Here is a 21,928-nt window from a genome sequence, read left to right as displayed (position 1 = left end):
GTGCCTGATGCTGGCGGGGTGGCCGGCTGGTTGCACCTGGCCGCTGGTCCCGAAGCAGCAGCAGGAGGGTGCGCGGGCCGCGGCCTTCGCCATGCGCCATGCGCCAGACGCGGGCATCGACCCGGATACCGGGCTCATACCCGCCCGAAACGAAGGAGCACGAGGAATGGACATCACGCGAAGCGGATCGAAGCCCTCCGCAAAAGGACCGGCGGAGTGGTTTACCGGCACGGTGCGGATCGATCCGCTGTTCGGCGCCAGCGCGCCGGCGCGGGCGGCCGGCAACGCCGTCACCTTCGAGCCGGGCGCGCGCACCGCGTGGCACACCCATCCGCTGGGCCAGACGCTGATCGTCACCGCCGGCTGCGGCTGGGCGCAGCGCGAGGGCGGGCCGGTCGAGGAGATCCGCCCGGGCGACGTGGTCTGGTTCCCGCCCGGCGAAAAGCACTGGCACGGCGCCACCGCCACCACGGCCATGACCCACATCGCCATCCAGGAGGCGCTGGACGGCAAGGCGGTCGACTGGATGGAGCACGTCGCCGACGAGCAGTACGGGGCCGGGCCGGGCGCCCGCTGATCCACACGGGATTTCCTTTACCACGGACACTGGACATGCTGGATACACGCACCCTCGGCACGGAGGGCCTCACGGTCTCCGCCATCGGCCTGGGGCTGATGGGGATGAGCCAGGCGTACGGCACGGCGGAGGAGCGCGACGAGCGCGAATCCATCGCCACCATCCACCGCGCAGTCGATCTCGGCTGCACCTTTCTGGACACGGCGGAGGTCTACGGGCCGTACGCCAACGAGGAGCTGCTGGCCCGCGCCCTCCAGACGCTGCCGGGCGGGCGCGACCGCGTGGTCATCGCCACCAAGTTCGGCTTCCGGATCGAGAACGGGGCGATGAACGGCCTCGACAGCCGGCCGGAGCACGTCCGCGAGGCCGTCGAGGGCTCGCTGCGCCGGCTGCGGACGGACCGCATCGACCTCCTGTACCAGCACCGCGTGGATCCGCAGGTGCCCATCGAGGACGTGATCGGAGCGATGGCTGACCTGGTGCGCGAGGGAAAGGTGCGCTTCCTGGGGCTGTCCGAGGCGGGCGAGCAGACGATCCGCCGCGCGCACGCCGTGCACCCCATCTCCGCGCTGCAGAGCGAGTATTCGCTGTGGGAGCGCAACCTGGAGCCGCGCATCATCCCGCTGCTGCGCGAGCTGGGGATTGGCCTGGTGCCGTTCGCGCCGCTGGGCCGCGGCTTCCTCACGGGCGACGTGAAGCGCGCCGAGGAGTATCCGGAGGGCGACTTTCGCCGCGGCGACCCGCGCTACCAGGGCCAGAACTTCGACGCCAACGTGCGGGCCGCGTCCGCCGTGCGCGACCTGGCCGCGAGCAGGGGCGTGGCGCCGGGGCAGATCGCGCTAGCCTGGCTGCTGCACAAGGGCCCGGACATCGTCCCCATTCCCGGCACCAAGCGGCGGAGGTACCTGGAGGAGAACGTCGCCGCGGCGGACGTCCGCCTGACGGGCGAGGAGATGGCCGCGCTGGACGAGGCGCTGGCGCCGGAAAAGATCAGCGGACCCCGCTACGGAGCCAGGCAGATGGCGACGGTGGACCGATGAGCGCGCCCCCATCGCGCCGCCCGCGCGTCATCTGCCACATGATCTCGTCGCTCGACGGGCGCATCCTGACCGACGGGTGGCCGCTCTCGGACGAGGGGCGGCGGCAGTACGAGGTGGTGCACGAGGGCTACGCGCCCGACGCGTGGATTTGCGGCCGCGTGACCATGGAGGAGCACTTTGCGCAGGGTCTGCGCGGCGACGACGAGATCGCGCGCGAGCACCACGGCGCGCCGCGCGAGGACTTTCGCGCGCCGGGCGAGCACGAGTCGTTCGCCTTTGCGGTGGATTCCAGCGGGCGCCTGGCGTGGGACACCAGCGACATCGACGGCGACCACGTGGTCGCCGTCCTCTCGGAGCGCGTGTCGGACGAGTACCTGGCGTTCCTGCGCGGGCGCGGCGTGTCGTACCTGCTGGCCGGCGCGCGCGACGTCGATCTTTCGCTGGCTCTGGAGAAGATCCACGACCGGTTCGGCGTGCGCACGCTGATGCTGGAGGGCGGCGGGCGGATCAACGGCGGAATGCTGCGCACGGGGCTGGTCGACGAGGTGAGCGTGCTGGTCGCGCCGGTGGTGGACGGGCGGATGGGGACGCCCGCAGTCTTCGACTTCGACGAGGACGACGCGCCCCGCTACCGGCTGGCGCTGGAGGCGGTGGAGCGCCGCGCCGACGACGTGCTGTGGCTGCGCTACCGCGTGGAGGCGCGGGGCGAGAGCCGCTAGCCCGCGGCGCCCGCGGCAAGCCGTGGCGCGTGGCCGGTACAGTGTGTGCACCGGCCCGGGCCTCCCATCGATGATGGTGCGCGTCGCCCGCCGACGGTCATCGTCGCTCCACCCCCGAGGTCCGCAGGACGCCGTGAACGATTCGCCGTCTGGAGACACGCCCCCATCCCCTCCCGAAGATGCGTGGCGCATTGCGGCTCCCATGGAGGACGTTCTCCGGGCCTCGCCGACGGCGTTCTTCATTCTCAACCGCGAGCTGCGCGTGGCGTGGGTCAACGAAAGCGCCAGCCGCTTTTTCGGGATGGCGCCCGGCGAGGTTCTGGGCCGGGACAAGCGGCAGCTGGTGCGCGAGCGCATTCAGCACATCTTCGCGGACCCGGAGGATTTTGCCCGCCGCGTCCTGGGCGCGTACGAGACGAACAGCTACGAGCAGGCGTTCGACTGCCACGTGCTGCCGGGAGAGGGGCGCCAGGAGCGATGGCTGCACCACTGGAGCCATCCCATCCCCACGGGGCCCGCAGCCGGCGGACGCGTGGAGCAGTACATCGACATCACCCCGCGCAAGCGCACCGAGGCCGCGCTGGCGGCGGAGCGCGAGCGGCTGCGGTCCATCATCCTGGAGATGCCGGCGCCGGTGGCGCTGCACATGGGCCCCGACCACCGCTTCGCCATCGTGAACGACGCGTTCCGGCGGATCAGCGGCGGCCGGGACGTGACGGGAACCACGCCGCGCGAGGCCTTTCCCGAGCTTGCGGGCCACGGCATCCTGGACCGGTTCGACCAGGTGTACGCCACGGGAGAGCCGTGGGTGGCGTACGAAACGCACGTCCGCTACGACCGCCGGGGCACGGGCGTGGAGGACACCTGGTTCGACCTGCGCTACCAGCCGGTGCGCGACGGCCAGGGAAGGGTGGTGGGGGTGCTGAACTACTCGCTCGACGTGACCGATCAGGTCCGCGCCCGGCGCGAGGTGGAGGAGGCGCTGGCGCAGAGCGAGGCCGCGCGGGCGGAGGCCGACGCGGCGCGGGGGGCGCTGCACGAGAGCGAAGCCAAGCTCCGGTTCGCCGTCTCGGTGGCGGAGCTGGGCGTGTGGGAGCTGGACCTGCGGACGGGCAAGGTGTGGCGCGACCCCCGGCACGACCAGCTCTTCGGCTACGGCACGGCGCTCCCGGAGTGGAGCTACCGGACGTTCCTGGAGCACGTGCTCGCGGAAGACCGGGAGCAGGTGGAGGGGAGCTTTGCCGCGTCGCTCCGCGCGTCGGAGCCGTGGGACTTCACCTGCCGCATCCGCCGCACGGACGGGGCGGTGCGCTGGATCACCGGGCGCGGCGAGACCGTCACCGGCGCGTCGGGTGCGCCGGTCCGGCTGGTGGGCGTGGTACGCGACATCACGGACCAGAAGGAGTTCGAGGGGGCGCTGCGCGAGGCCAAGGAAACCGCCGAGGCCGCCAACCGGACCAAGAGCGAGTTCCTGGCGGTGATGTCGCACGAGCTGCGGACGCCGCTCAACGCCATCAGCGGCTACGCCGAGCTGCTGGAGATGGGGATCCACGGCCCGGTGACCCCGGCGCAGTGCCATGCGCTCGGCCGCATTCAGCTCAGCCAGCAGCACCTGCTGGGGCTGATCAACGAGGTGCTGAACTACGCCAAGCTGGAAAGCGGCAGCGTGCACTTCGACGTGGGCGACGTGCGCGTGCGCGACCTTCTGGCCGGCGTGGAGGGGCTGGTGGAGCCGCAGGTGCGTGCCAAGGGGCTCCACCTGGCGGTCGGCGGGTGCCCGCCCGGCCTGGCGGCCCGTGCGGACGGCGAGAAGCTGCGCCAGATCCTGATCAACCTGGTGAGCAACGCCGTAAAGTTCACCGACCGGGGCGGCCTCATCGACCTCGCGTGCGAGGCGCACGGAGACCTCGTCCACCTGACCGTCCGCGACACCGGCATGGGCATTCCGCCGGAGAAGCTGCAAACCATCTTCGAGCCCTTCGTACAGGTGCGCGCGGACCTTACGCGCACGGCGGACGGGACGGGGCTGGGGCTGGCCATCAGCCGCGACCTTGCGCGCGGCATGGGCGCGGAGCTGGACGTGGAGAGCACCCCCGGCGAGGGAAGCACCTTCACGCTCCGCCTGCCCCGGTCCGCCGCGGACGCGCAGCAATGACCGGGGCACACACCGGAGCTTCCACGCAGCCCCCGGACGTTCCCGGCCTCGCCGTCCGCCCCGCGACGCCCGCGGATCTCCCGGCGCTGGGCCGGCTGGGCGCGCTGCTCGTCCGCGTGCACCACGGCTTCGATCCGCAGCGCTTCATCGCGCCCGTGCCGCGGACGGAGCAATTGTACGCGTCGTTCCTGGGCGGGCAGCTGCAGGAGCCGAACGTCGTCGTCCTGGTCGCCGAGCAGGAGGGCGAGGTGCTCGGCTACACCTACGCGGGCGTGGAGGGGACGGACTACATGGCGCTGCGCGGGCCGGCGGGCGTGCTGTACGACGTCGTGGTCGATCCCGCCCATCGCGCGCGGGGCGTGGGGCGGATGCTGCTGGAGGCGACGGTGGCGGAGCTGCGGGCTCGCGGCGCCCCCCGCGTCGTGCTCTCCACGGCGGAGCGCAACGAGAACGCGCAGCGCCTGTTCGCCCGCGCCGGCTTCCGCCGCACGATGATCGAGATGACCCGCGAGCTGGACGGCGACGCGTCCTGACGTACCGGTTTCCGTCCGCGATCGCGCTCGTCGCCTCGGTTGTGGAGTGCTCGGACGGTTCTCAAGATCGCGCATCAGGTGGTGCGGACCGCTTGCTCTCGTGTGCTGCCGAGAGCTTCCGGCAATGCGCATCCATCCCCATCAAAAAACGCGGATGGCACCCTGCCGCATTCCATCCCTCTCGCGTTCCCGACTCCTCACGCCGGCTCGTGCCTCGTCGACCAGCGCGCCATGCCGTCCGCTTGCGTGAACCTGGCTCCGGATCGTTGGAGCAGAGGAAACGGCACGAGAAAACTCCGTTAACTCCGTTAACTCCGTTGACTCCGTTGACTCCGTGTGAGGCCCCGTCTTTTTGCGGACGCGGCGCCGAACGCGTAGCAGAGGCCCAGGACGATGCAGACCGCCGAGCTGACGACCATGAACGTCATCTTCGCCCGCAACTGGTTCGCGTACGGGTCATCCACCATCAGAACCAGGGGGATGCCGAGAATCCCGCGGGCCAGGTAGATCGCCGCGATCGCCACGAGCACCGCGCGCAAAAAGGGCAGGCGCCGAATCACCTCCGCGCCGGAGAACGCATACAGCGCCCATATCCCGAGGACGATGGCGATGCCGGCGGTGATGACCGCGGGGTAGGGGGACCCACGCGCCGCGAGCCACGCCATGCGTTCGCCCGCGCCGAAGAACCGGTACCAGTCCGGGCCGCCGAGAATGATCCCCACGTGCAGCAGTGACGCCGCCCCCGTGAGCGCCCCGCCGAACACAAGCAACCGCTCGCCACGCTGCACGAGGCTTCTTCCCTGGAAAGGTGCGTGATGATCCGGCTCCAGAGGCGGAGCCCGCAATCAACGTCGCCGTCCACCCGCCGCGCGACAAGGTTGTCTCACACCGAATCCGGGAAAACAACACCTTCACGAGTACGGAGGAACAGAGTCAGACAGAGGAACCAGGATGTTTCAGCTCGCTTTCTCTGTCTGACCCTGTTCCTCTGTACGATCATCCTTTTCCAGGATCTGGGATCACACCAGAAGCCAGCAGGGCCGGCAGGGGGCTTGTCCTCTGCTGCCTCTGCTGACTCTGTGTGAGGCAAATCAGTTGTGGGGCGTCAGGACGCGAGCTGGGCGTCGAGGGTGATCTCGGCGTTCAGCACCTTGGAAACCGGGCAGCTGGCCTTTGCCGCCGCGGCCAGCTCCTGGAACTGCTCCGCCGAGATGTCCGGAACCTTGCCGCGGAGCTCCAGGCGGATGGCCGTGATCGTCCAGTGCACGCCCTCGCTCTCCATCGTCAGGACGGCCTGGGTGCTCAGCTCGTCCGGGGGAAAGCCGGCGCCGGTGAGCTGAAAGCTGAGCGCCATGTTGAAGCACGCTGCGTGCGCCGCCGCGATCAGCTCTTCGGGGTTGGTGCCCGCCCGGCCGTCCTCGCTCCCGAACCGCATGGCCGTGGAATACGGCTGGTCCTTCAGCGCCCCGCTGAAGGTGCTCACCGTCCCCGACCCCTCGGCACCCGTCCCGTTCCACACCGCACTGCCTCTGCGCCTCAGCATCTGTCGTCTCCCCGCAATTGGCTGGTTTGTCGCCCGCACCCCAGGGATGCAGCCCCGGTCTGGCCGGGCGGACGAACCCGCGGGCAAAAGGCGCTCCCGCGGCTCCGGGCCCCGGAGCCCTGGACGAGAATCTTCCCCCTGGCCACTCCACCCTTGGATCGCGTCGCTCCATGGTGTACCATGACTTCGCGCGAGGTGCGGCACACCGAGGCTGACGCATCCGAGCACACGGCCTTTAGGAGACGCCCTCATGAAGAAGCTGACGCTGAAGTTCGACGAGCTGCGCGTGGAGTCGTTCGAAACGTCGTTTACGCAGGCGGACCGCCGCGGCACCGTCCAGGGACACTACTCGCTCAACGGCACGTGCCCGTTCTCGTGTGGAGGCTCGTGCGACGCGACGTGTCCGGACAGCTGCGCCTACACCTGCCAGGGCACCTGCGCCAACTCGTGTCTGAACAGCTGTGACTTCACCTGCGAGTGCGACGGTCTGGACCCGTAATACCGGATCCTGAAGAAGAATGGGCTCACAAGGAGTCAGCGGAGGAATCCGCGCGGAAGCCGAAAACCCCTGCAAAACCTGATGTTCCGAAAGAGCCGGCCGGATTCCAGAGGCCGAATGCCCTGCTTTGCCGCCGAACCTATCCCACCCACTGACGAGATAAGCGCAGGTTTACCGCGCCAGCGGGCCGAAGGAAAACGGACAGTGTAGGACCACGACAGCCCCGCCGGGCCAACCTCACCCGGCGGGGCTGTTATCACTCGCACCAACCAACCCGCACCTGGCGTGCGGGGCGTGCTCTTGTGCGCGCGCCAAAAACTGAAAGTCCCCGCAAAATTTCGGGATCGCGGGCTGAGGGGGGACAAGCCCCCGCTCGCTCGCCGTTAGCGAGGCCTTCCAGTCCGCCCCGGCGCCGGCTTTGCTTACGGGAGATTCCCCACGTGTGGGAACGGGATAACCATCGCAAGGCATGTTGCGGCCTGACGAACTGGTGCAGGTTCGTCAGGCGCGAGGGCTATTGAGCGTCCCAGCGTCTGTCCCTGTCCCACCCAACCTGCGGGGAGTGGCGCTGCTCGCACCAACTCACCATGCAGACTCGGTCCCAACCCCCCGCAGGTCCAGTCGCCGTCCCCATCCACGTCCACCAGATGCCCATACCGGATTTCCTCACCCGGAACGTAGGCCCACATCAATACGCGTGTAGCGTAGACGCGAGCCACAGGGCTCGCAGTGCGGTCGCGCAGCACATCCATAGCTGCAGAGAAGATGCTCCCATCCCTGAGCCAATCAGCAGGCTCAGTGAGCCTGTTTAGTGCGACGGTGTCGTGGCGCGTGCGCGCGGCGCGAAGCGCTGTCGCCAGTTCCGTCGCAGCCTCCGGACAAGTGCGCATCTGGCGAATGGCCCAATCCGTCTTCACGGCCGGTCTGCCGGTCGTTACCACCTGGACGGCAAGGCGGCAGTCGTTGCGGTGTTCGATGCTATCGGGATTCGCTTGCGCGTTCACCGAGAGCGGTACGAGCACCGCCCCCACGAACAGTAGTCTCTTCATCAGAGGTATGCCTATTCCGAGGGGTCAGCGCCACGGTCGAGCGGCGCAAGGAAACGGAGCGGGATCTACGATGCCGGTTGGTTTGTGCGGAGCACTGAAGCCAACCAGCCCGCCCCGGATGTAGGCGCGGTACCACGAGCGGACAGCCCGGTCAAACGAAAACGTCTGCACGTCCGCATCCCATGCAATTACGGCCTCCATCGAGTCTTGCGGGGCGTTGTTGGAAATATACACTCGCATGGCGTCTACGTGGGAGGTGAGCGACGAACTTAGCGAACCCTCGTGTTCGCGCGTCAGACGCCGGAGCGTCGGCACCTGGGCCTGGGTGCAGTACCCGTTCGGGTGAGTGATTCCGGTCGTGGGATCGGTCCAGGCCCCGCCGGTCTGGAGGTTGTACCAGGCGCTACCGGCTTGGAATGCAGCGTAGTTTATGTGGACCGTGACCGGGATTTCTCGGATGTGGTCCGGGATGAACCACCAACCCGCGTTCGGTCCCGAGTCGATTTTGCGCGTTGTAAGCGGTGGGTTGGCCGTGCTATCCACGTGCGCATCCCCGAGGTCATGCGGTTGCTGTACGCTATTGGGCGCAGGTAGATCGGTTGCGGGTTCTTCATGAGGCCGCACCGCGGGGCGCGGCCATTGGCGCGGGCGGACCACCACAGCAGTATCCTTCGTGGCAGAGGTGCCGTTGAGACGCGCCGTCACACTGATTCTCCCCCCTGCTACCATAGTGCCTCCCCACGACGCGGAACCCGTCGAATCTCGGATTACGTGTCCAGCAGTATCGACAAATTGCCAGCGGATGCTGTCGAGAGTGCCGCTTGGCTTTGCCTGCGCAGTGCACGCGAGGCTCTGACCTCGTTGCAAGTTGTAACGATTGCAAGAAAGTTCGAGCCCAGCCACGTCTTGACGGAATACCTGGCTTGCGACATTGACATACTGTCCCTCCACGTACGTCGATGCGACCATGCGCCCGCTCTTGTACGGGGTGTAAGTGCATTCCAATGCCCGGCAAACCGACTCCCGCACCGTCTCGCGCGGGGCGAAACGATTGTGGGTCGCAAACGTGTCACCGGGAAAGAACTCCCATTGTACTGCCGGCACAGCGCCGTTGTCAGCCCGGTGCCGGAAATCCCCCACGATGCTGGCGGTCCACGTGCCCGGCTCCCCCGGTGGCACGGTCGAAGGCCCATCGACGCGCAACGGCGTGGGCACGACCGTTACCTTCACCACTTGCCCGCCGGAGTGGATGAACACGGGCCAGTATACCCCGCTTGTTGTGCTGCCTGCGTACGTCTGGTGCACCACACGGCGTGCCCAGAGCCTGCCCGGTCCAACCCCGTTATAGAAGAGTCGCCGCCCGGTTTCGCTCGCGGGATTGCCGGTCGGGCTGTAAAGCCGCTCCCCGTGCCCAGGAGAATTCGGCGCCGGCTGGCTGCCGTACTGAATGGTGTATCCCGCCAGCGCGCCCTCTTGTAGCGGCCCCCACGGCCCCCCCGTCTCAATGGGGGTCGGTGGTCCATCACAGTGCCCCTTCGCTCCCGGCGTGTAGCAATACGGGTTGCGCGAATAGCTGATGGTCCCGCTTATCTCCACGAGGATCCACGACGAATCCGGTATGGTCGTGTACTCGGTCCACTCCGTGTGTACCGGCGCGCCGGGCACCAGTTCGTACGCTGCTTCCACCGCCGAGAGCCCCGCGCGTGGGGGGATCGGCGCGCTTGCCGGTGAAAGAACGTGATCGTCTGCGCACGCGGATGCGGCGAGAACGGACAACATCACCACCAGTGCGGTTCTCCCCGCCCGTACGAGTCTTGCCATCTCCTGCTTCCTTTCGATTATCGCGGTAGATTGTTTGAGGTTTGTACATCAAGTGGCGAGTTTGAACGCGCCTGAAAGCGAGCGTTCCAGCGGGAGCGGCCAGCAGATTGTTGCAGAAGAGCGGCAACCTATCTCTTCGTCCCTTATGAGTCAAATAGTGGTATGGCGCCCAGCCGTATGTGTGTACTGGACCCCTTTAGGAGCACGGCGGGCGTTTGCTGACAGGGATGGAGGTGGTGTCACGGAGTCAACGGGGGGAAGAACTTCGATAATCTTGTGAGGGCAAAGCCGGGCTTACGAGAAGTGCCTGGCTAGATTGGGTACAACGGTTGCGAGCTTCGCCACCGCCCCTGGACGAAATTGCGGCGGGGCGCCACTCGGGTGGCGCCCCGCTCTCGTTCATGCCGCTTCTGCACTTCGGTTTGGGCGCGGAGCAGGCCGGCCTCCGCGTCTGCTCTTCATCCGTGTCGTCCGCGCGGAACGCGTCAGGCGGGGCAGAAGAAGTTGGTGCTGGCCGAGGCCGTGCCGTTGTTGCTGTCCGTGACGGTCACGGAGATGGTGCGCCATCCCCAGTAGGGGTAGCAGCCAATGTCGCCCCCGCTGACCCCGTCGGCGTCGTACTGCTCGTTGAACAGCCCCGACCATTCGAAGCTGTACCCTTCGCCGCTGCCGCCGGACGCGGTGGCCTCGCACGTCTGGCCGTCGATGTGGCAGTACAGGCTGATGGTGGGATTCACGGTCGCCGGCGTCGGCGCCGGGGCGGGGGACGTGGGACTCGCGCCCGCCGAGCCGGCGAGCGCTGCGACCAGTCCCGCGACAAGTAGACCTGTACGGCGTTGCATGAAACCTCTCCGTGTTCGGAGGATGAGAAGTGCCGCCCCTGTCGGGCGATCCTTTCGGGTACTGGAGTATGGCGCGGCGGGAGGTGATATGCAACAGGATGTGTCAGGATTCGTGTGATCCTAGAGCCTGAAAAAAGAATAATCGTACAGAGGAACAGAGTCAGACAGAGAAAGCGAGTTGAAATTTCATCTTGGTTCCTCTGTCTGACTCTGTTCCTCTGTACGTCCAAAGTCTTTGTGGACTCGGGTCGATCCTCCCCCATATCGTCCCGCCCGATCATCCCCCTTGCCTGATCCTCGGTACAGATGTAGTGTTGTACCTGTGTGCAACACCGCTACACGGAGACGCGATGCTGGTGAACCTCGATCCTCGCGACGCGCGGCCCCTGTACCTCCAGATCATGGACGAGGTGCGGCGCGCGCTCGTGACCGGAAGCCTTCGGCCGGAGGACCCGCTTCCCTCGGTGCGCGAGCTGGCGTCGGAGCTGGCGGTAAACCCGCGCACCGTGTCGCAGGCGTACGGCGAGCTGGAGCGCGAGGGCGTCGTGTACGTCCGAAGAGGGCAGGGGACGTTCGTGTCGCCCGGCACCCGGCCCGACCGCCGGGCCCATGCGCGGGGCGTCGCCCGGCGGGCGCTGCTCGAGGCGCGGCGCAACGGGCTGGACGTGGAGGAGCTGGTGGAGATCATCCGCGAGGTGGCGGCCGAAGAGGAGGCGGAGCCCTCCGCGCCCGCCGCCGCGGCGAACCAGGAGGACGAGGCATGAGCGGCGCGAACCAGGCTTCGACGGAGGCCGGCGCCTTTGCGGTGGCCACGCACGGGCTGTCGAAGCGGTACGGGGGCCAGACGGCGCTGGACGGCGTGGACTTCCGGGTTCCCGACGGCGCCGTGTACGTGCTGGTGGGCGCCAACGGCGCGGGAAAGAGCACCACCTTCAAGGTGCTGATGAACCTGGAGCGCGCGGACGCCGGCACCGCGCAGGTGTTCGGGATGGACACGGCGCGCTCCGGCCCCCTGGTCCGGGCGCAGGTGGGCTACGTCCCCGAGCACCAGGGCCACGGCTACGGGTGGATGACGTGCGGCCGCCTGCTGCAGCACGCGGCGGCCTACTACCCGGCGTGGGACCCCGCCTACGCGGAGCACCTGGGCCGTGCGCTGGGGCTGCGGCCGGACCGCGGGGCGGGGACGCTGTCCAAGGGCGAGTCGCGGCGGCTGCAACTGGTGCTGGCCATGGCGCACCGTCCGCCCCTGCTGCTGCTGGACGAGCCCACCGATGGGCTGGACCCGGTGGTGCGCAGGCGCGCGCTGGCCCTGCTGGCCGAGCACCTGGCCGACACGCCGACGACGGTCCTGGTCTCCACCCACCACGTGAACGAGCTGGAGAGCCTGGCGGACCACGTGGGGGTGCTGCGCGAGGGCCGCCTGGTGGCGCAGATGGCGCGCGACCAGCTGCAGCGCACCGTCCGCCGCTACCACGCCGAGGTCGCGCCGGGATGGGAGCCGCCCCCCGGCCTGGACGCCGCCGGCCTGCGCCGCTCCAGCGCCGGGCGCGAGGTGCGGATGACGCTGATCGGCGAGGAGCGAGAGGTGGCGGAGCGGCTTGCCGCGGCCGGGGCGCAGGTGCGCGAGGTGACGACGCTGGGGCTGGAAGACGCGGCCCTGGCCTTTCTTCCCGAGGAGGTGCAGTGATGACGGAGTGGGCGCTTCATCCGGCCGCGCCGCCGCGCGCCGTGCTGCGGGAGCAGTTCCGCGCCGTGGGCCTGGTGCTGCGGAGCCCGGCGGCCGCCATGGGGGCACTGCTGGCGCTGGCGTTGCTGTTCGCCGTCGCGAAGATGGGGCACGAGCGCACGGTGATCGACTTTCACCCCGAGCGCTGGATCATCCCCGGACTGGTGGGCCTTCTGCTTCCGATCGTGGTGTGGCGGGGGGAGGCGCACTTCGGGGCCGCCTTCCTGTGGACGCTGCCGGTGGACCGCCGCCGGCACGCGCTCGCCAAGGTCGGCGCCGGATGGGTGTGGCTGATGGCGGGTGTGGGGATCTTCGTCCTCTGGCTGCTGGCGCTGACGCTGGTTTCCGGCGGCAACGTACTGGGTGCGGAGACGCTCAAGATGATCCCCGCCTTTCCCCAGCCCGGCCCGCGGCTGGACCCGGGGACCATCCGCACCGCCGTGTGGAGGCCGGAACCGGTGCTGTGGCTGGTCCCCTTTACCGCGGCGACCGGAACGTACCTGCTCAGCAGCGCGCTGGCCCTGGGAGTGCGGCACCCGTTCCGGTGGATGGGGGGCGTGGTGCTCGGCGTTTTTCTGATGGTCACGGCCAGCGACGCGGCCAACGCGGACGGGCTGGCGCAGCTGCCCGAGCACCTGATGGGGATGCTGGTGGGCGGGCGCTACGGGCTGGAGGCGTTCCTCATCGCCAGCACCGAGACCCTCAAGGTCGAAACCGCCCTCACCACCGGGGAGATGGTGGTGGTGTGGCGCGGCCTCCCCGACCCCGGGCAGTGGGCGCGGGCCACGCTTCTGTGGACCGCGCTGGGGCTGGCCGCGCTGTGGGCGGCGGCCTCGCGCCACCGTGAAGACCGGCGCGCCTGACGCGCATCCGCATTTCAATCCTGAACGTTTTCCGGGCGTCTTTCACCAGAAAGGCGCCATGGACCCCCTTGCCCTTTGGTATCCCCATGGACCTCCAGATCCGCAGTCTCTCCAAGTCGTATTCCAACGGCGTGCGCGCCCTGACGGACGTCACGCTCGCCATTCCCCAGGGGATGTTCGGGCTGCTGGGGCCCAACGGCGCCGGCAAGTCCACGCTGATGCGCACCCTGGCCACGCTGCAGGAGCCGGACGCGGGCACCATCCACCTGGGCGACATCGACGTGGTGCGGCAGAAGGACCGGGTGCGCGAAACGCTGGGCTACCTGCCGCAGGAGTTCGGCGTGTATCCCAACGTGAGCGCGGAGCGGCTGCTGGAGCACTTCGCGGTGCTCAAGGGGATCACGGACCGCCGCGCGCGCCGCGAGGTGGTGGACGCGCTGCTGCACCAGACCAACCTGTACGACGTGCGCAAGAAGAAGCTGGGCGGCTACTCGGGCGGAATGCGCCAGCGCTTCGGCGTGGCGGTGGCGCTGCTGGGCGATCCCAGGCTGCTGATCGTGGACGAGCCCACGGCGGGGCTGGACCCGGCGGAGCGCGTGCGCTTCCTCAACCTGCTCAGCGAGCTGGGGGAGAACAGCGTCGTCATCCTCAGCACGCACATCGTGGAGGACGTGAGCGAGCTGTGCACGCGCATGGCCATCATCGACCGGGGGCGCATCCTGCTGGAGGCGGAGCCGCTGCGGGCGGTGGACGCGCTGCAGGGGCGCATCTGGCGGCGGGTGATCGCGCGCGACGAGCTGCCGCGGGTGGAGCGGGAGCACGCGGTGATCTCGACCAAACTTCTGGCGGGGCGCACGGTGGTGCACGTGCACAGCGAGACACATCCCGGCGCGGGGTTCGACGCGGTGGAGGCGGACCTGGAGGACGTGTACTTCTGCACGATGGCGGGGCTGGACGCGCGGCGGGCCGAGGCTCTCGAGCCGGCGGTGGCGGGATGAGGTTCCGCGAGATCTTTCGCTTCGAGGCCGGGCACCGGCTGCGGCAGCCGTCCACCTGGTTCTACCTGGGGCTGGTGTTCGCGCTGGCGCTGCTGCGCGCCGACGCCGTGGACCTGGGGATCACGCGGTACCACGCGCCCGTCAACGCCGCCGGCTCCACGCTGGCCGTGGGGATCATGGCCACGCTGGTTACCGCCGGCCTGTTCGTGGACGCGGCGCAGCGCGACCCGCGCTGGCGGATGGAGCCGCTGTTCTACACCACGCCGCTGCGCGGGCGCGAGTACCTGGGCGGGCGCTTCGCCGGCTCGCTGCTGGTGAACGCGATCCTGCTCCTCCTGGTCCCGGTCGGCCTTGTGCTGGGCGCGGGGATGGCGGGGATGAAGCCGGAGGAGCTGGGGACGGTGCGGCTGGATGCGTACGTGATGCCGTACCTGGTGTTTCTGCTCCCCAACCTGCTGGTGAACGGGGCGGTGCTCTTTGGCATCGCGCTGCTGACGCGGCGCAGCCTGCCCGGCTACCTGGGCGCGCTGGCGCTGACGGTGGCGTACATGTTCGCCATGATCGTGGGGCAGCGGAGCGGTGGGACGGTGTGGGCGATGGTGGACCCCACCGGCGCGGTGGCGATGCAGCGGCAGACGGGCGGCTGGACGCGCGTGGAGCTGAACACGTCCATGCTGCGGCTGGAGGGGCTGCTGCTGTGGAACCGGCTGCTCTGGATCGCGGTGGCGGCGGCGATGCTCGCCCTGGCCCTGCGCCGCTTCCGCCTGATGCACGCCGCGCCCGCCGCCCGCCGCCGCGCCGCGCGTCAGCCCGAGGCCGAGGCCGCGCCTTCGCGGGGTGCCATCGTCCGGGGACCCAGCGTGGCGGTGCCGCGCGTGCCGCGGGCGTTCGGCGCGCGGACGCATGGGGTGCAGGTGATGGAGACGGCGCGCATCGGGTTCCGGCAGGTCGTGGGGAGCCGCGACTTTCTGCTGATCAGCGTCGGGCTGTTCGTCTTTGCGCTCATCAGCATCGCCGACGTGTGGATCTTTGGCGGGATGCTGTTCTGGCCGCTGACCCGCTCCATGGTCACCGGGCTTACCAGCCAGGGCCTGCCGACGATCGTCGCCGTGCTCACCGTGTTCTACGCGGGCGAGCTGGTGTGGCGCGAGCGGGAGGCGGGGATCGAGAAGCTGGGCGACTCCGCGCCGGTGCCGGACTGGGTGCCGCTCGCGGGCAAGCTCATCGCGCTGGCGGGGATGCTGGTGGTGCTGCACGCGGTGCTGATGGCGTCGGGGATCACGGGGCAGGCCATGCAGGGGTGGTACGCGTTTCAGCCCGGGCTGTACCTGAAGATGCTGTTCGGGGTGCAACTGGTGGAGCAGCTGCAGTTCGCGGTGCTGGCGCTGCTGGCGCACGTGGTCGTCAACCAGAAGTACGCCGGGCACCTGGTGGCGGTGCTGCTGTACGTGGGCACGCTGCAGGCGCGCAGCCTGGGGATCGAGCACAACCTGCTGGTCTACGGCTCCGATCCCGGCCTGCCCTGGTCCGACCTGAACGGCTTTGGCCCCTTCCTGGCCCCGTTCGTCCGCTTCAAGCTGTACTGGGCCTCGTGGGCGCTGCTGCTGTGCATCGTCGCGCTGCTGGCGTGGGTGCGCGGCACGGAGGGCGGGATCGGCGCGCGACTGCGGCAGGCGCGGCGCCGCGTCACCCGGCGCGTGGCCGCCGGCGCCGCGGCGATGGTGCTGCTGGTGATGGGGACGGGCGCGTTTGTCTTCTACAACACCAACGTGCTCAACGAGTACCGCACCGCGTGGGAGCGGGACGCGGTGAACGCCGGCTACGAGCGGCGCTACAAGCGGTTCGAGCACGCGCCTCAGCCGTCGCTGGCGGGGATCGGGATGCGCGTGGAGCTGTATCCCGAGCGGAACACGGCGACCGTGCGCGCCACCTACCGGCTGGTGAACCGGACGGGCGTGCCCATCGACTCCATCCACCTGTCCGTCGTCCAGGACCCGCAGCTCACCCTGCGTGGCATCCGCTTCGACCGCCCGGCCCGCCGCGTGGTGGAGGACGACGTGCACGGCTACCGCATCCACAGGCTGGAGCGGCCGCTGCAGCCGGGCGACTCGCTGCGGATGGACTTCGAGCTGGCCGTGGCGCCGCGCGGCTTCCGCAACCGGGAGGTGCCTTCGGGGAACACCGTCATGGTGGGCGAGTTCACCAACCTGGGCAGCTGGATTCTGCCCTCCATCGGCTACCAGCGCGGCGACGAGCTTTCCAGCGCGGATGCGCGCCGCGAGCACCGCCTCCCGCCGGCCGACATCCGCCCGTCCATCCACGACGCGCGGGCAAGGCGGATCCCCCGCATGGGCCGCATCCACCTGGACGCCACCATCGGCACCAGCGGGGAGCAGACCGCCGTGGCGCCGGGGAGGCTGCGGCGCAGCTGGACGGAGGGCGGGCGGCGCTACTTCCACTACCGCACCGAGGCGCCGGTCCTGGACTTTTTCAGCGTCCTCTCGTCCCGGTACGCGGTGCGGGAGGGGGCGTGGAAGGATCCGCGGACGGGGCGGGAGGTGGAGATCCGCGTCCTCCATCACCCGGACCACGCGGTGAACGTGGACCGCATCATCCGCATCACCCGGACGTCGCTGGACTACTTCACGGCGCAGTTCGGCCCCTATCCGCATCGCCAGGTGGCGCTGGTGGAGATCCCCCGCTACTCCAGCGGCGCACGCACGTACGGGGGGATGATCGTCTATTCCGAAAGCTCGCCCATGGCGGCGGCGCGGACGGAGGCCGGCGACGGGGAGGCGGTCGACGATCCCGCGCTGATGCTGGCCGCGCACGAGCTGGGGCACCTGTGGTGGGGCCAGCAGGTGATGGGGGCCGACGTGCAGGGCTCGCAGATGCTCTCCGAGACGCTGGCGCAGTACAGCGCCGCGATGGTGATGAAGCGCACCCGCGGCGCCGGCCCCGCACGCGAGATGATGCTGGCCATGCACGAGAGCTACCTTTCCGGGCGCGGACGCAACGACGCCCCCGAGGTGCCCATGCTGCTGACCACGGATCATGCTTACCTGCACTACGGCAAAGGCGCGGTGGCCATGTACACGCTGCAGGAGTACGTGGGCGAGGCGCGCATCAACACCGCGTTGCGGCGGCTGGTGCAGGCGCACGGCAACGCGGGCCCGCCCTACGCGACCACGCTGGACCTGTACCGCGAGCTGCGGGCGGTGACGCCGGACTCGCTGCAATCCCTGCTGCACGATCTGCTGGCGACCATCACGCTGTGGGACCTGCGCGCCACCGGCGCCCGCGCCGAGCCGGCCGGCGGCGGCGCGTATCGTGTGACGCTGGACGTGGACGCCGCCAAGCTGCGCTCCGACAGCGTCGGCAACGACACCGAGGTGCCGATGAGCGACCTGGTGCAGGTCGGCGTCTTCGGCGAATCGGCGGACGGCGATGCGCTGGGCGCGCCGCTCTACCTGGCGCACCACCGCGTCCGCTCGGGGCAGCAGACCATCACCGTCACCGTGCCCGGCAGGCCCGCGCGCGCCGGCATCGACCCGTATCACCAGCTGATCGTGCGCCACCGCGAGGCGCTGCAGGAACGCGACGTCAAGGTGGCTCGGGTGGAGATCGTGGAGCGGTCGGCGCGCTGGAGGGCACGATGAAGCTCTGGGAGATCTTTCGCCTGGAGGCGGGGTGCCAGCTGCGCCGCGCATCCACCTGGCTGTACTTCGCCGCGCTGCTGGGGATCACCTGGCGGCTGGCGACGGAAGGGTACGCCGACAACGCACGCACGGGCGGCTACTTCTTCAACGCGCCGTTCGTCATCACCGTCCTCACCCTGTTCGGCGGCATGTTCGGGCTGCTGGTGACCGCCGCCCTGGCCGGCGACGCGGCCGCGCGCGACGTGCAGACGCGGATGCACCCGCTGGTCTACACGGCGCCGGTCGACAAGTCCGCGTACCTGGGCGGGCGGTTCCTGGCCGCGCTCGCGCTGAACGCGCTGCTCCTGCTGGCCGTGCCGATCGCCCTGCTGATCGCCGCGTACGTCCCCGGCCCGGAGGCGGTGCTGATGGGCCCGTTCCGGCCCGCCGCCTACCTGGGCGCCTACGCCATCCTGGCGCTGGGGAACGCCTTCATCACCACGGCGCTGCTGTTCTCGGTGGCGGCGCTCAGCCGGCGGGCCATGGCCAGCTACGTGGGCGCCGTGCTGCTGTTCGCGGGGATGCTGTTCGACTGGATGTTCCTGGCGGTCAAGCTGGGGCGGTGGGAGCTGGCCAAGCTGCTGGACCCCTTTGCCTTTACCGTGATGGCGGAGATGTCGAAGTCCCGCACGCCCGCGGAGAAGAACGCGCTGCTGGTGGGGCTGGAGGGCTCGCTGCTGACCAACCGCCTGCTGTGGATGGGGATCGCCCTGGCCGCGCTGGCGCTGACCTGGGTGCGCTTCCGCTTTGCGCACCACGCGGCGCGTGCCTGGTGGAAGCGCGCGCCGCGGGCGGACGCGGTCGAAGCCATCCCCGGTGCCGGGGTGATGGCGGCATCCGCGCGGCGGACGCCGATCGCGGTGCCGCGGGTGCCCCGGATGTCGCGGATGCCCCGGGTGTTCGGCGCGGGGACGCGGGCGCGGCAGGTGCTGGCGGTGGCGGGGGAATCGTTCCGGTCGGTGGTGACCAGCTGGGGCGGGCTGGTGTTCGCGGCGCTGGTGCTGATGGTGGTGGTCACCGGGCCGGAGATGATGGAGCACCTGGGCGTGCCGCTGCGTCCCACCACCGAGCACATCAGCGGCTACCTGGGCACGCCCGGCGACCTGCTGTGGATGATCGCCACGCTGCTCACCGTCTTCTACGCGGGCGAGCTGGTGTGGCGCGAGCGAGAGGCGGGATTGAGCGAGATCGCCGACGCGGCGCCGGTGCCGGAGTGGGTCTCGCTCGCCGGCCGGCTGACGGGACTCTGCCTGGTGCTGGTGGCGCTGCAGGGGATGATGATGGCGGCGGCGATGGTCGTGCAGGCGCGCGTGGGCTACTACCGCTTCGAGCTCGGCGTCTACGCCCGCATCCTCTTCGGGACGCAGCTGGTGGACTACCTGCTCGTCGCGCTGCTGGCCGTGGCGGTGCACGTGGTGGTGAACCAGAAGTACGTGGCGCACGGGGTCGTGCTCGCCGTCTGCATGTTCAAGTCGTTCGCGCCGTCGCTGGGCATCGAGCACAACCTGCTGGTCTACGCCTCCGATCCCGGGCTGGCGTACTCGGACATGCGCGGCTTTGGGCCGGCGCTGGCGCCGTGGGTGTGGTTCAAGCTGTACTGGGCGGCGTGGGCGCTGCTGCTGGCGGTGGCCGCCCGGCTGCTGTGGGTGCGGGGCAGGGAAGGGGGCGCGCGGCTGCGCCTGCGGACGGCGCGCCGCCGCCTGACCCGTCCCGCCCTCGGCGCCGCCGCGGCGGCGATGGGGCTGATCCTGACGCTGGGCGGCTTCGTCTTCTACAACACCAACGTGCGGAACGAGTACCGCACCGCCGCCGGCTGGGCGCGGCGCGACGCGGACTACGAGCGGCGCTACGGGCGGTACGCAGAGATGCCGCAGCCGGTGCTCGCCGGCGCCCGCCTGAACGTGGAGCTCCATCCCGCGCGCCGGTCGGCGGAGATCCGCGGCACCTACGTCCTGGTGAACCGCGGCGCGGCGGCGATCGGTTCCATCCACCTTTCCAGCGACGCGGACGTACGGACCGAGGCACTCGACTTTGATCGCCCGGCCACGCGCGTGCTGGCGGACGAGGCGCTGGGCGTGCGGATCTACGCGCTGGCCACGCCGCTGCAGCCGGGGGACTCGCTGCGGCTGGGCTTTACGGTGCGGTCGGCGCCGCACGGCTTCAGCAACGGCGGGGTGGACGTGTCGGTGGCGCCGAACGGCACCTACGTCACGACGGCGAAGTGGCTCCCGGCCATCGGCTACCAGCCGGAGCGCGAGCTGAGCGACGCGGGAGAGCGGCGGATGCACGGCCTGCCCCCGCGCCCCGCCGCCCGCTCGCTGTACGACGTGGCGGCGCGCCACGACCTGCGCGGCGCGGAGCGGATCCGCTTCGAAGCGGTCGTGGGCACGGACGCGGGGCAGGTGGCGCTGGCGCCGGGCCGGCTGCGCCGCACCTGGACGGAAGGCGGCCGCCGCTACTTCCACTACGTGACCGACGCGCCCATCCGCACCGAGTTCAACGTCTACTCCGCCGCCTACGCCGTGCACACGGGCCGGTGGACGCCGCCGGCGGGCGCGGGGCGGCCGGTGGAGATCCAGGTTTTTCATCATCCCGGCCACGCCTGGAACGCGGAGCGGATGGTGCGGAGCGTACGCGCCTCGCTGGACTACTTTACGCGGGAGTTCGGGCCGTATCCGCACGGGCAGATCCGGCTGGTGGAGCGTCCGGGGCAGGGGAACAGCCTGCACGGCTCGGCCGTCAACATGTGGTACCAGGAGGGGTTCGCCCTCTTCAATCCCGATGCCGATCCGCGCGACATCGACTTTCCCTTTGCCGTGGTGGGGCACGAGGTGGCGCACCAGTGGTGGGGCAACCAGCTCATCCCCGCCAACGTGGAGGGCGCCGCGCTGCTCAGCGAGAGCCTGGCGTGGTACAGCGCCATGGGCGTGGTGCAGCGGACGCACGGCGACGCGCACCTGCGGCGGTTCCTGGGGATGATGCGCGAGATGTACCTGGCCCCCCGCGCCCGCGCCGACGTCCCGCTGCTGCGGGCGGACAACTGGTTCCTGGCCTATCGCAAGGGCCCCTTCGCCATGTACGCGCTGCGCGAGTACGTGGGCGAGGCACGGGTGAACGCCGCCCTGCGCGCCCTGCTGCACAAGCACGCGTCGGGCGCGCCGCCGCTGGCCACCAGCCTGGACCTGTACCGCGAGTTCCAGGTGGTCACGCCGGATTCGCTGCGGTACCTGCTGGCGGACCTGTTCGAGCGGAACACCTACTGGGAGCTGGAGACGGAGCGGGCGTCGGCGGAGCGGGCCGCGGACGGCACCTGGCGGGTGACGCTGGACGTAAAGGCGCGCAAGGTGGTGGTCGACACCGCGGGCGTGGAGACGGAGGTCCCCATGAACGACCTCGTAGAGATCGGTGTCTATGCGGCCGGGGCGGATGCCCGGCGCGGCGCGCCGCTGTACCTGCGCATGCACCGCATCCGCTCCGGCCCGCAGCGCATCGTCGTCACCGTGCCGCGCGAGCCCGCCCGCGCCGGCCTCGACCCCCGCCTCCTGCTGATCGACGACGACGCCGGCGACAACCTCGCGGAGGTGGCGCGGTCTGCGAAACCCTGAAAAAGATTGGCCTCACACAGCGTCAGCAGAGTCAACAGAGTACAGGCTCCTCTGCTGACTCTGATGACTCTGTGTGAGGCAAACGCCGCGATATGCCTGGCGAGAGCGCCATGTGGGCGTTCGGTGGTAACCGGACCGGGTATCTCGTCCGAACAGGCGGCTACCGCACCGAAGGCAACTGACAGGGACAGACACCTCGGTAGCCTGCGCATAGGGGTTCCTCCCTTCGGAGTATGTGATGGCCGTAGCGGCAGCAGGTG

The 21,928-nt window shown here is 69.7% G+C and carries 15 protein-coding genes; 12 read left to right on the top strand and 3 right to left on the bottom strand.

Translation table 11 applies throughout. From position 1 onward, the window contains the following. Positions 1-166 precede the first annotated feature (166 nt). From VGC13_RS19520 to VGC13_RS19500, 5 genes are all read left to right on the top strand, one after another. The gene (locus VGC13_RS19520) at positions 167-577 is read left to right on the top strand and encodes a (R)-mandelonitrile lyase (RefSeq protein WP_331126962.1); all 411 of its coding nucleotides are present in this window, start codon (positions 167-169) and stop codon (positions 575-577) included. A gap of 35 nt (positions 578-612) precedes the next feature. Continuing rightward, positions 613-1,617, top strand: coding sequence for an aldo/keto reductase (locus VGC13_RS19515; protein WP_331126961.1), 1,005 nt, complete (start codon positions 613-615; stop codon positions 1,615-1,617). Continuing rightward, positions 1,614-2,336 (top strand): dihydrofolate reductase family protein, encoded by a 723-nt coding sequence (locus tag VGC13_RS19510; protein WP_331126960.1) that lies wholly within the window; start codon positions 1,614-1,616, stop codon positions 2,334-2,336. Before VGC13_RS19515 ends, VGC13_RS19510 begins: the two co-directional genes overlap by 4 nt. Before the next feature lie 202 nt (positions 2,337-2,538). After that, the gene (locus tag VGC13_RS19505; protein ID WP_331126959.1) at positions 2,539-4,491 is read left to right on the top strand and encodes a PAS domain-containing sensor histidine kinase; all 1,953 of its coding nucleotides are present in this window, start codon (positions 2,539-2,541) and stop codon (positions 4,489-4,491) included. Next, complete coding sequence (locus VGC13_RS19500) at positions 4,488-5,024, top strand: GNAT family N-acetyltransferase (RefSeq protein ID WP_331126958.1); 537 nt, start codon at positions 4,488-4,490, stop codon at positions 5,022-5,024. Before VGC13_RS19505 ends, VGC13_RS19500 begins: the two co-directional genes overlap by 4 nt. 308 nt (positions 5,025-5,332) lie before the next feature. On the opposite strand, the gene VGC13_RS19495 is transcribed toward VGC13_RS19500, so the two are convergent. Then, on the bottom strand, positions 5,333-5,812 hold the full coding sequence (locus VGC13_RS19495) for a hypothetical protein (protein WP_331126957.1): 480 nt from the start codon (positions 5,810-5,812) through the stop codon (positions 5,333-5,335). Between the two features lie 317 nt (positions 5,813-6,129). Next, complete coding sequence (locus tag VGC13_RS19490; protein ID WP_331126956.1) at positions 6,130-6,567, bottom strand: OsmC family protein; 438 nt, start codon at positions 6,565-6,567, stop codon at positions 6,130-6,132. A gap of 250 nt (positions 6,568-6,817) precedes the next feature. Here VGC13_RS19490 and VGC13_RS19485 point away from each other — a divergent pair, with 250 nt between their 5' ends. After that, positions 6,818-7,066: a pinensin family lanthipeptide gene (locus VGC13_RS19485; protein WP_331126955.1), complete on the top strand. Its 249-nt coding sequence runs from the start codon at positions 6,818-6,820 to the stop codon at positions 7,064-7,066. Between the two features lie 3,355 nt (positions 7,067-10,421). Here the strand turns inward: VGC13_RS19485 and VGC13_RS19480 are convergent. Further along, on the bottom strand, positions 10,422-10,673 hold the full coding sequence (locus VGC13_RS19480) for a hypothetical protein (RefSeq protein ID WP_331126954.1): 252 nt from the start codon (positions 10,671-10,673) through the stop codon (positions 10,422-10,424). A 461-nt stretch (positions 10,674-11,134) separates the two neighbouring features. Between VGC13_RS19480 and VGC13_RS19475 the strand changes: the two genes are divergently transcribed. The 6 genes from VGC13_RS19475 (at position 11,135) to VGC13_RS19450 (ending at position 21,668) form a co-directional block, all read left to right on the top strand. Continuing rightward, entirely contained in the window at positions 11,135-11,542 is a 408-nt protein-coding gene (locus VGC13_RS19475; protein WP_331126953.1) for a GntR family transcriptional regulator, read from the top strand. Next, positions 11,539-12,465 carry an ABC transporter ATP-binding protein gene (locus tag VGC13_RS19470; RefSeq protein ID WP_331126952.1) on the top strand — a complete coding sequence of 309 codons (927 nt, stop codon included), beginning with the start codon at positions 11,539-11,541 and terminating at the stop codon, positions 12,463-12,465. The genes VGC13_RS19475 and VGC13_RS19470 overlap by 4 nt, the downstream gene beginning before the upstream one ends. Further along, a complete protein-coding gene (locus VGC13_RS19465; protein WP_331126951.1) occupies positions 12,465-13,367 on the top strand; it encodes a hypothetical protein in 903 nt (300 codons plus the stop codon). Before VGC13_RS19470 ends, VGC13_RS19465 begins: the two co-directional genes overlap by 1 nt. Positions 13,368-13,453: 86 nt before the next feature. After that, the gene (locus VGC13_RS19460; RefSeq protein WP_331126950.1) at positions 13,454-14,365 is read left to right on the top strand and encodes an ABC transporter ATP-binding protein; all 912 of its coding nucleotides are present in this window, start codon (positions 13,454-13,456) and stop codon (positions 14,363-14,365) included. Beyond that, the gene (locus VGC13_RS19455; RefSeq protein ID WP_331126949.1) at positions 14,362-18,024 is read left to right on the top strand and encodes a M1 family aminopeptidase; all 3,663 of its coding nucleotides are present in this window, start codon (positions 14,362-14,364) and stop codon (positions 18,022-18,024) included. Before VGC13_RS19460 ends, VGC13_RS19455 begins: the two co-directional genes overlap by 4 nt. After that, on the top strand, positions 18,021-21,668 hold the full coding sequence (locus VGC13_RS19450) for an ABC transporter permease/M1 family aminopeptidase (protein ID WP_331126948.1): 3,648 nt from the start codon (positions 18,021-18,023) through the stop codon (positions 21,666-21,668). The genes VGC13_RS19455 and VGC13_RS19450 overlap by 4 nt, the downstream gene beginning before the upstream one ends. The last annotated feature ends 260 nt before the right edge of the window (positions 21,669-21,928 follow it).

Source organism: Longimicrobium sp., assembly GCF_036399255.1.
In the GTDB taxonomy this organism is placed as follows: Bacteria; Gemmatimonadota; Gemmatimonadetes; order Longimicrobiales; family Longimicrobiaceae; genus Longimicrobium.
Note: the sequence above shows the minus strand (reverse complement) of the source record. Positions and strands in the feature narration are given on the sequence as shown.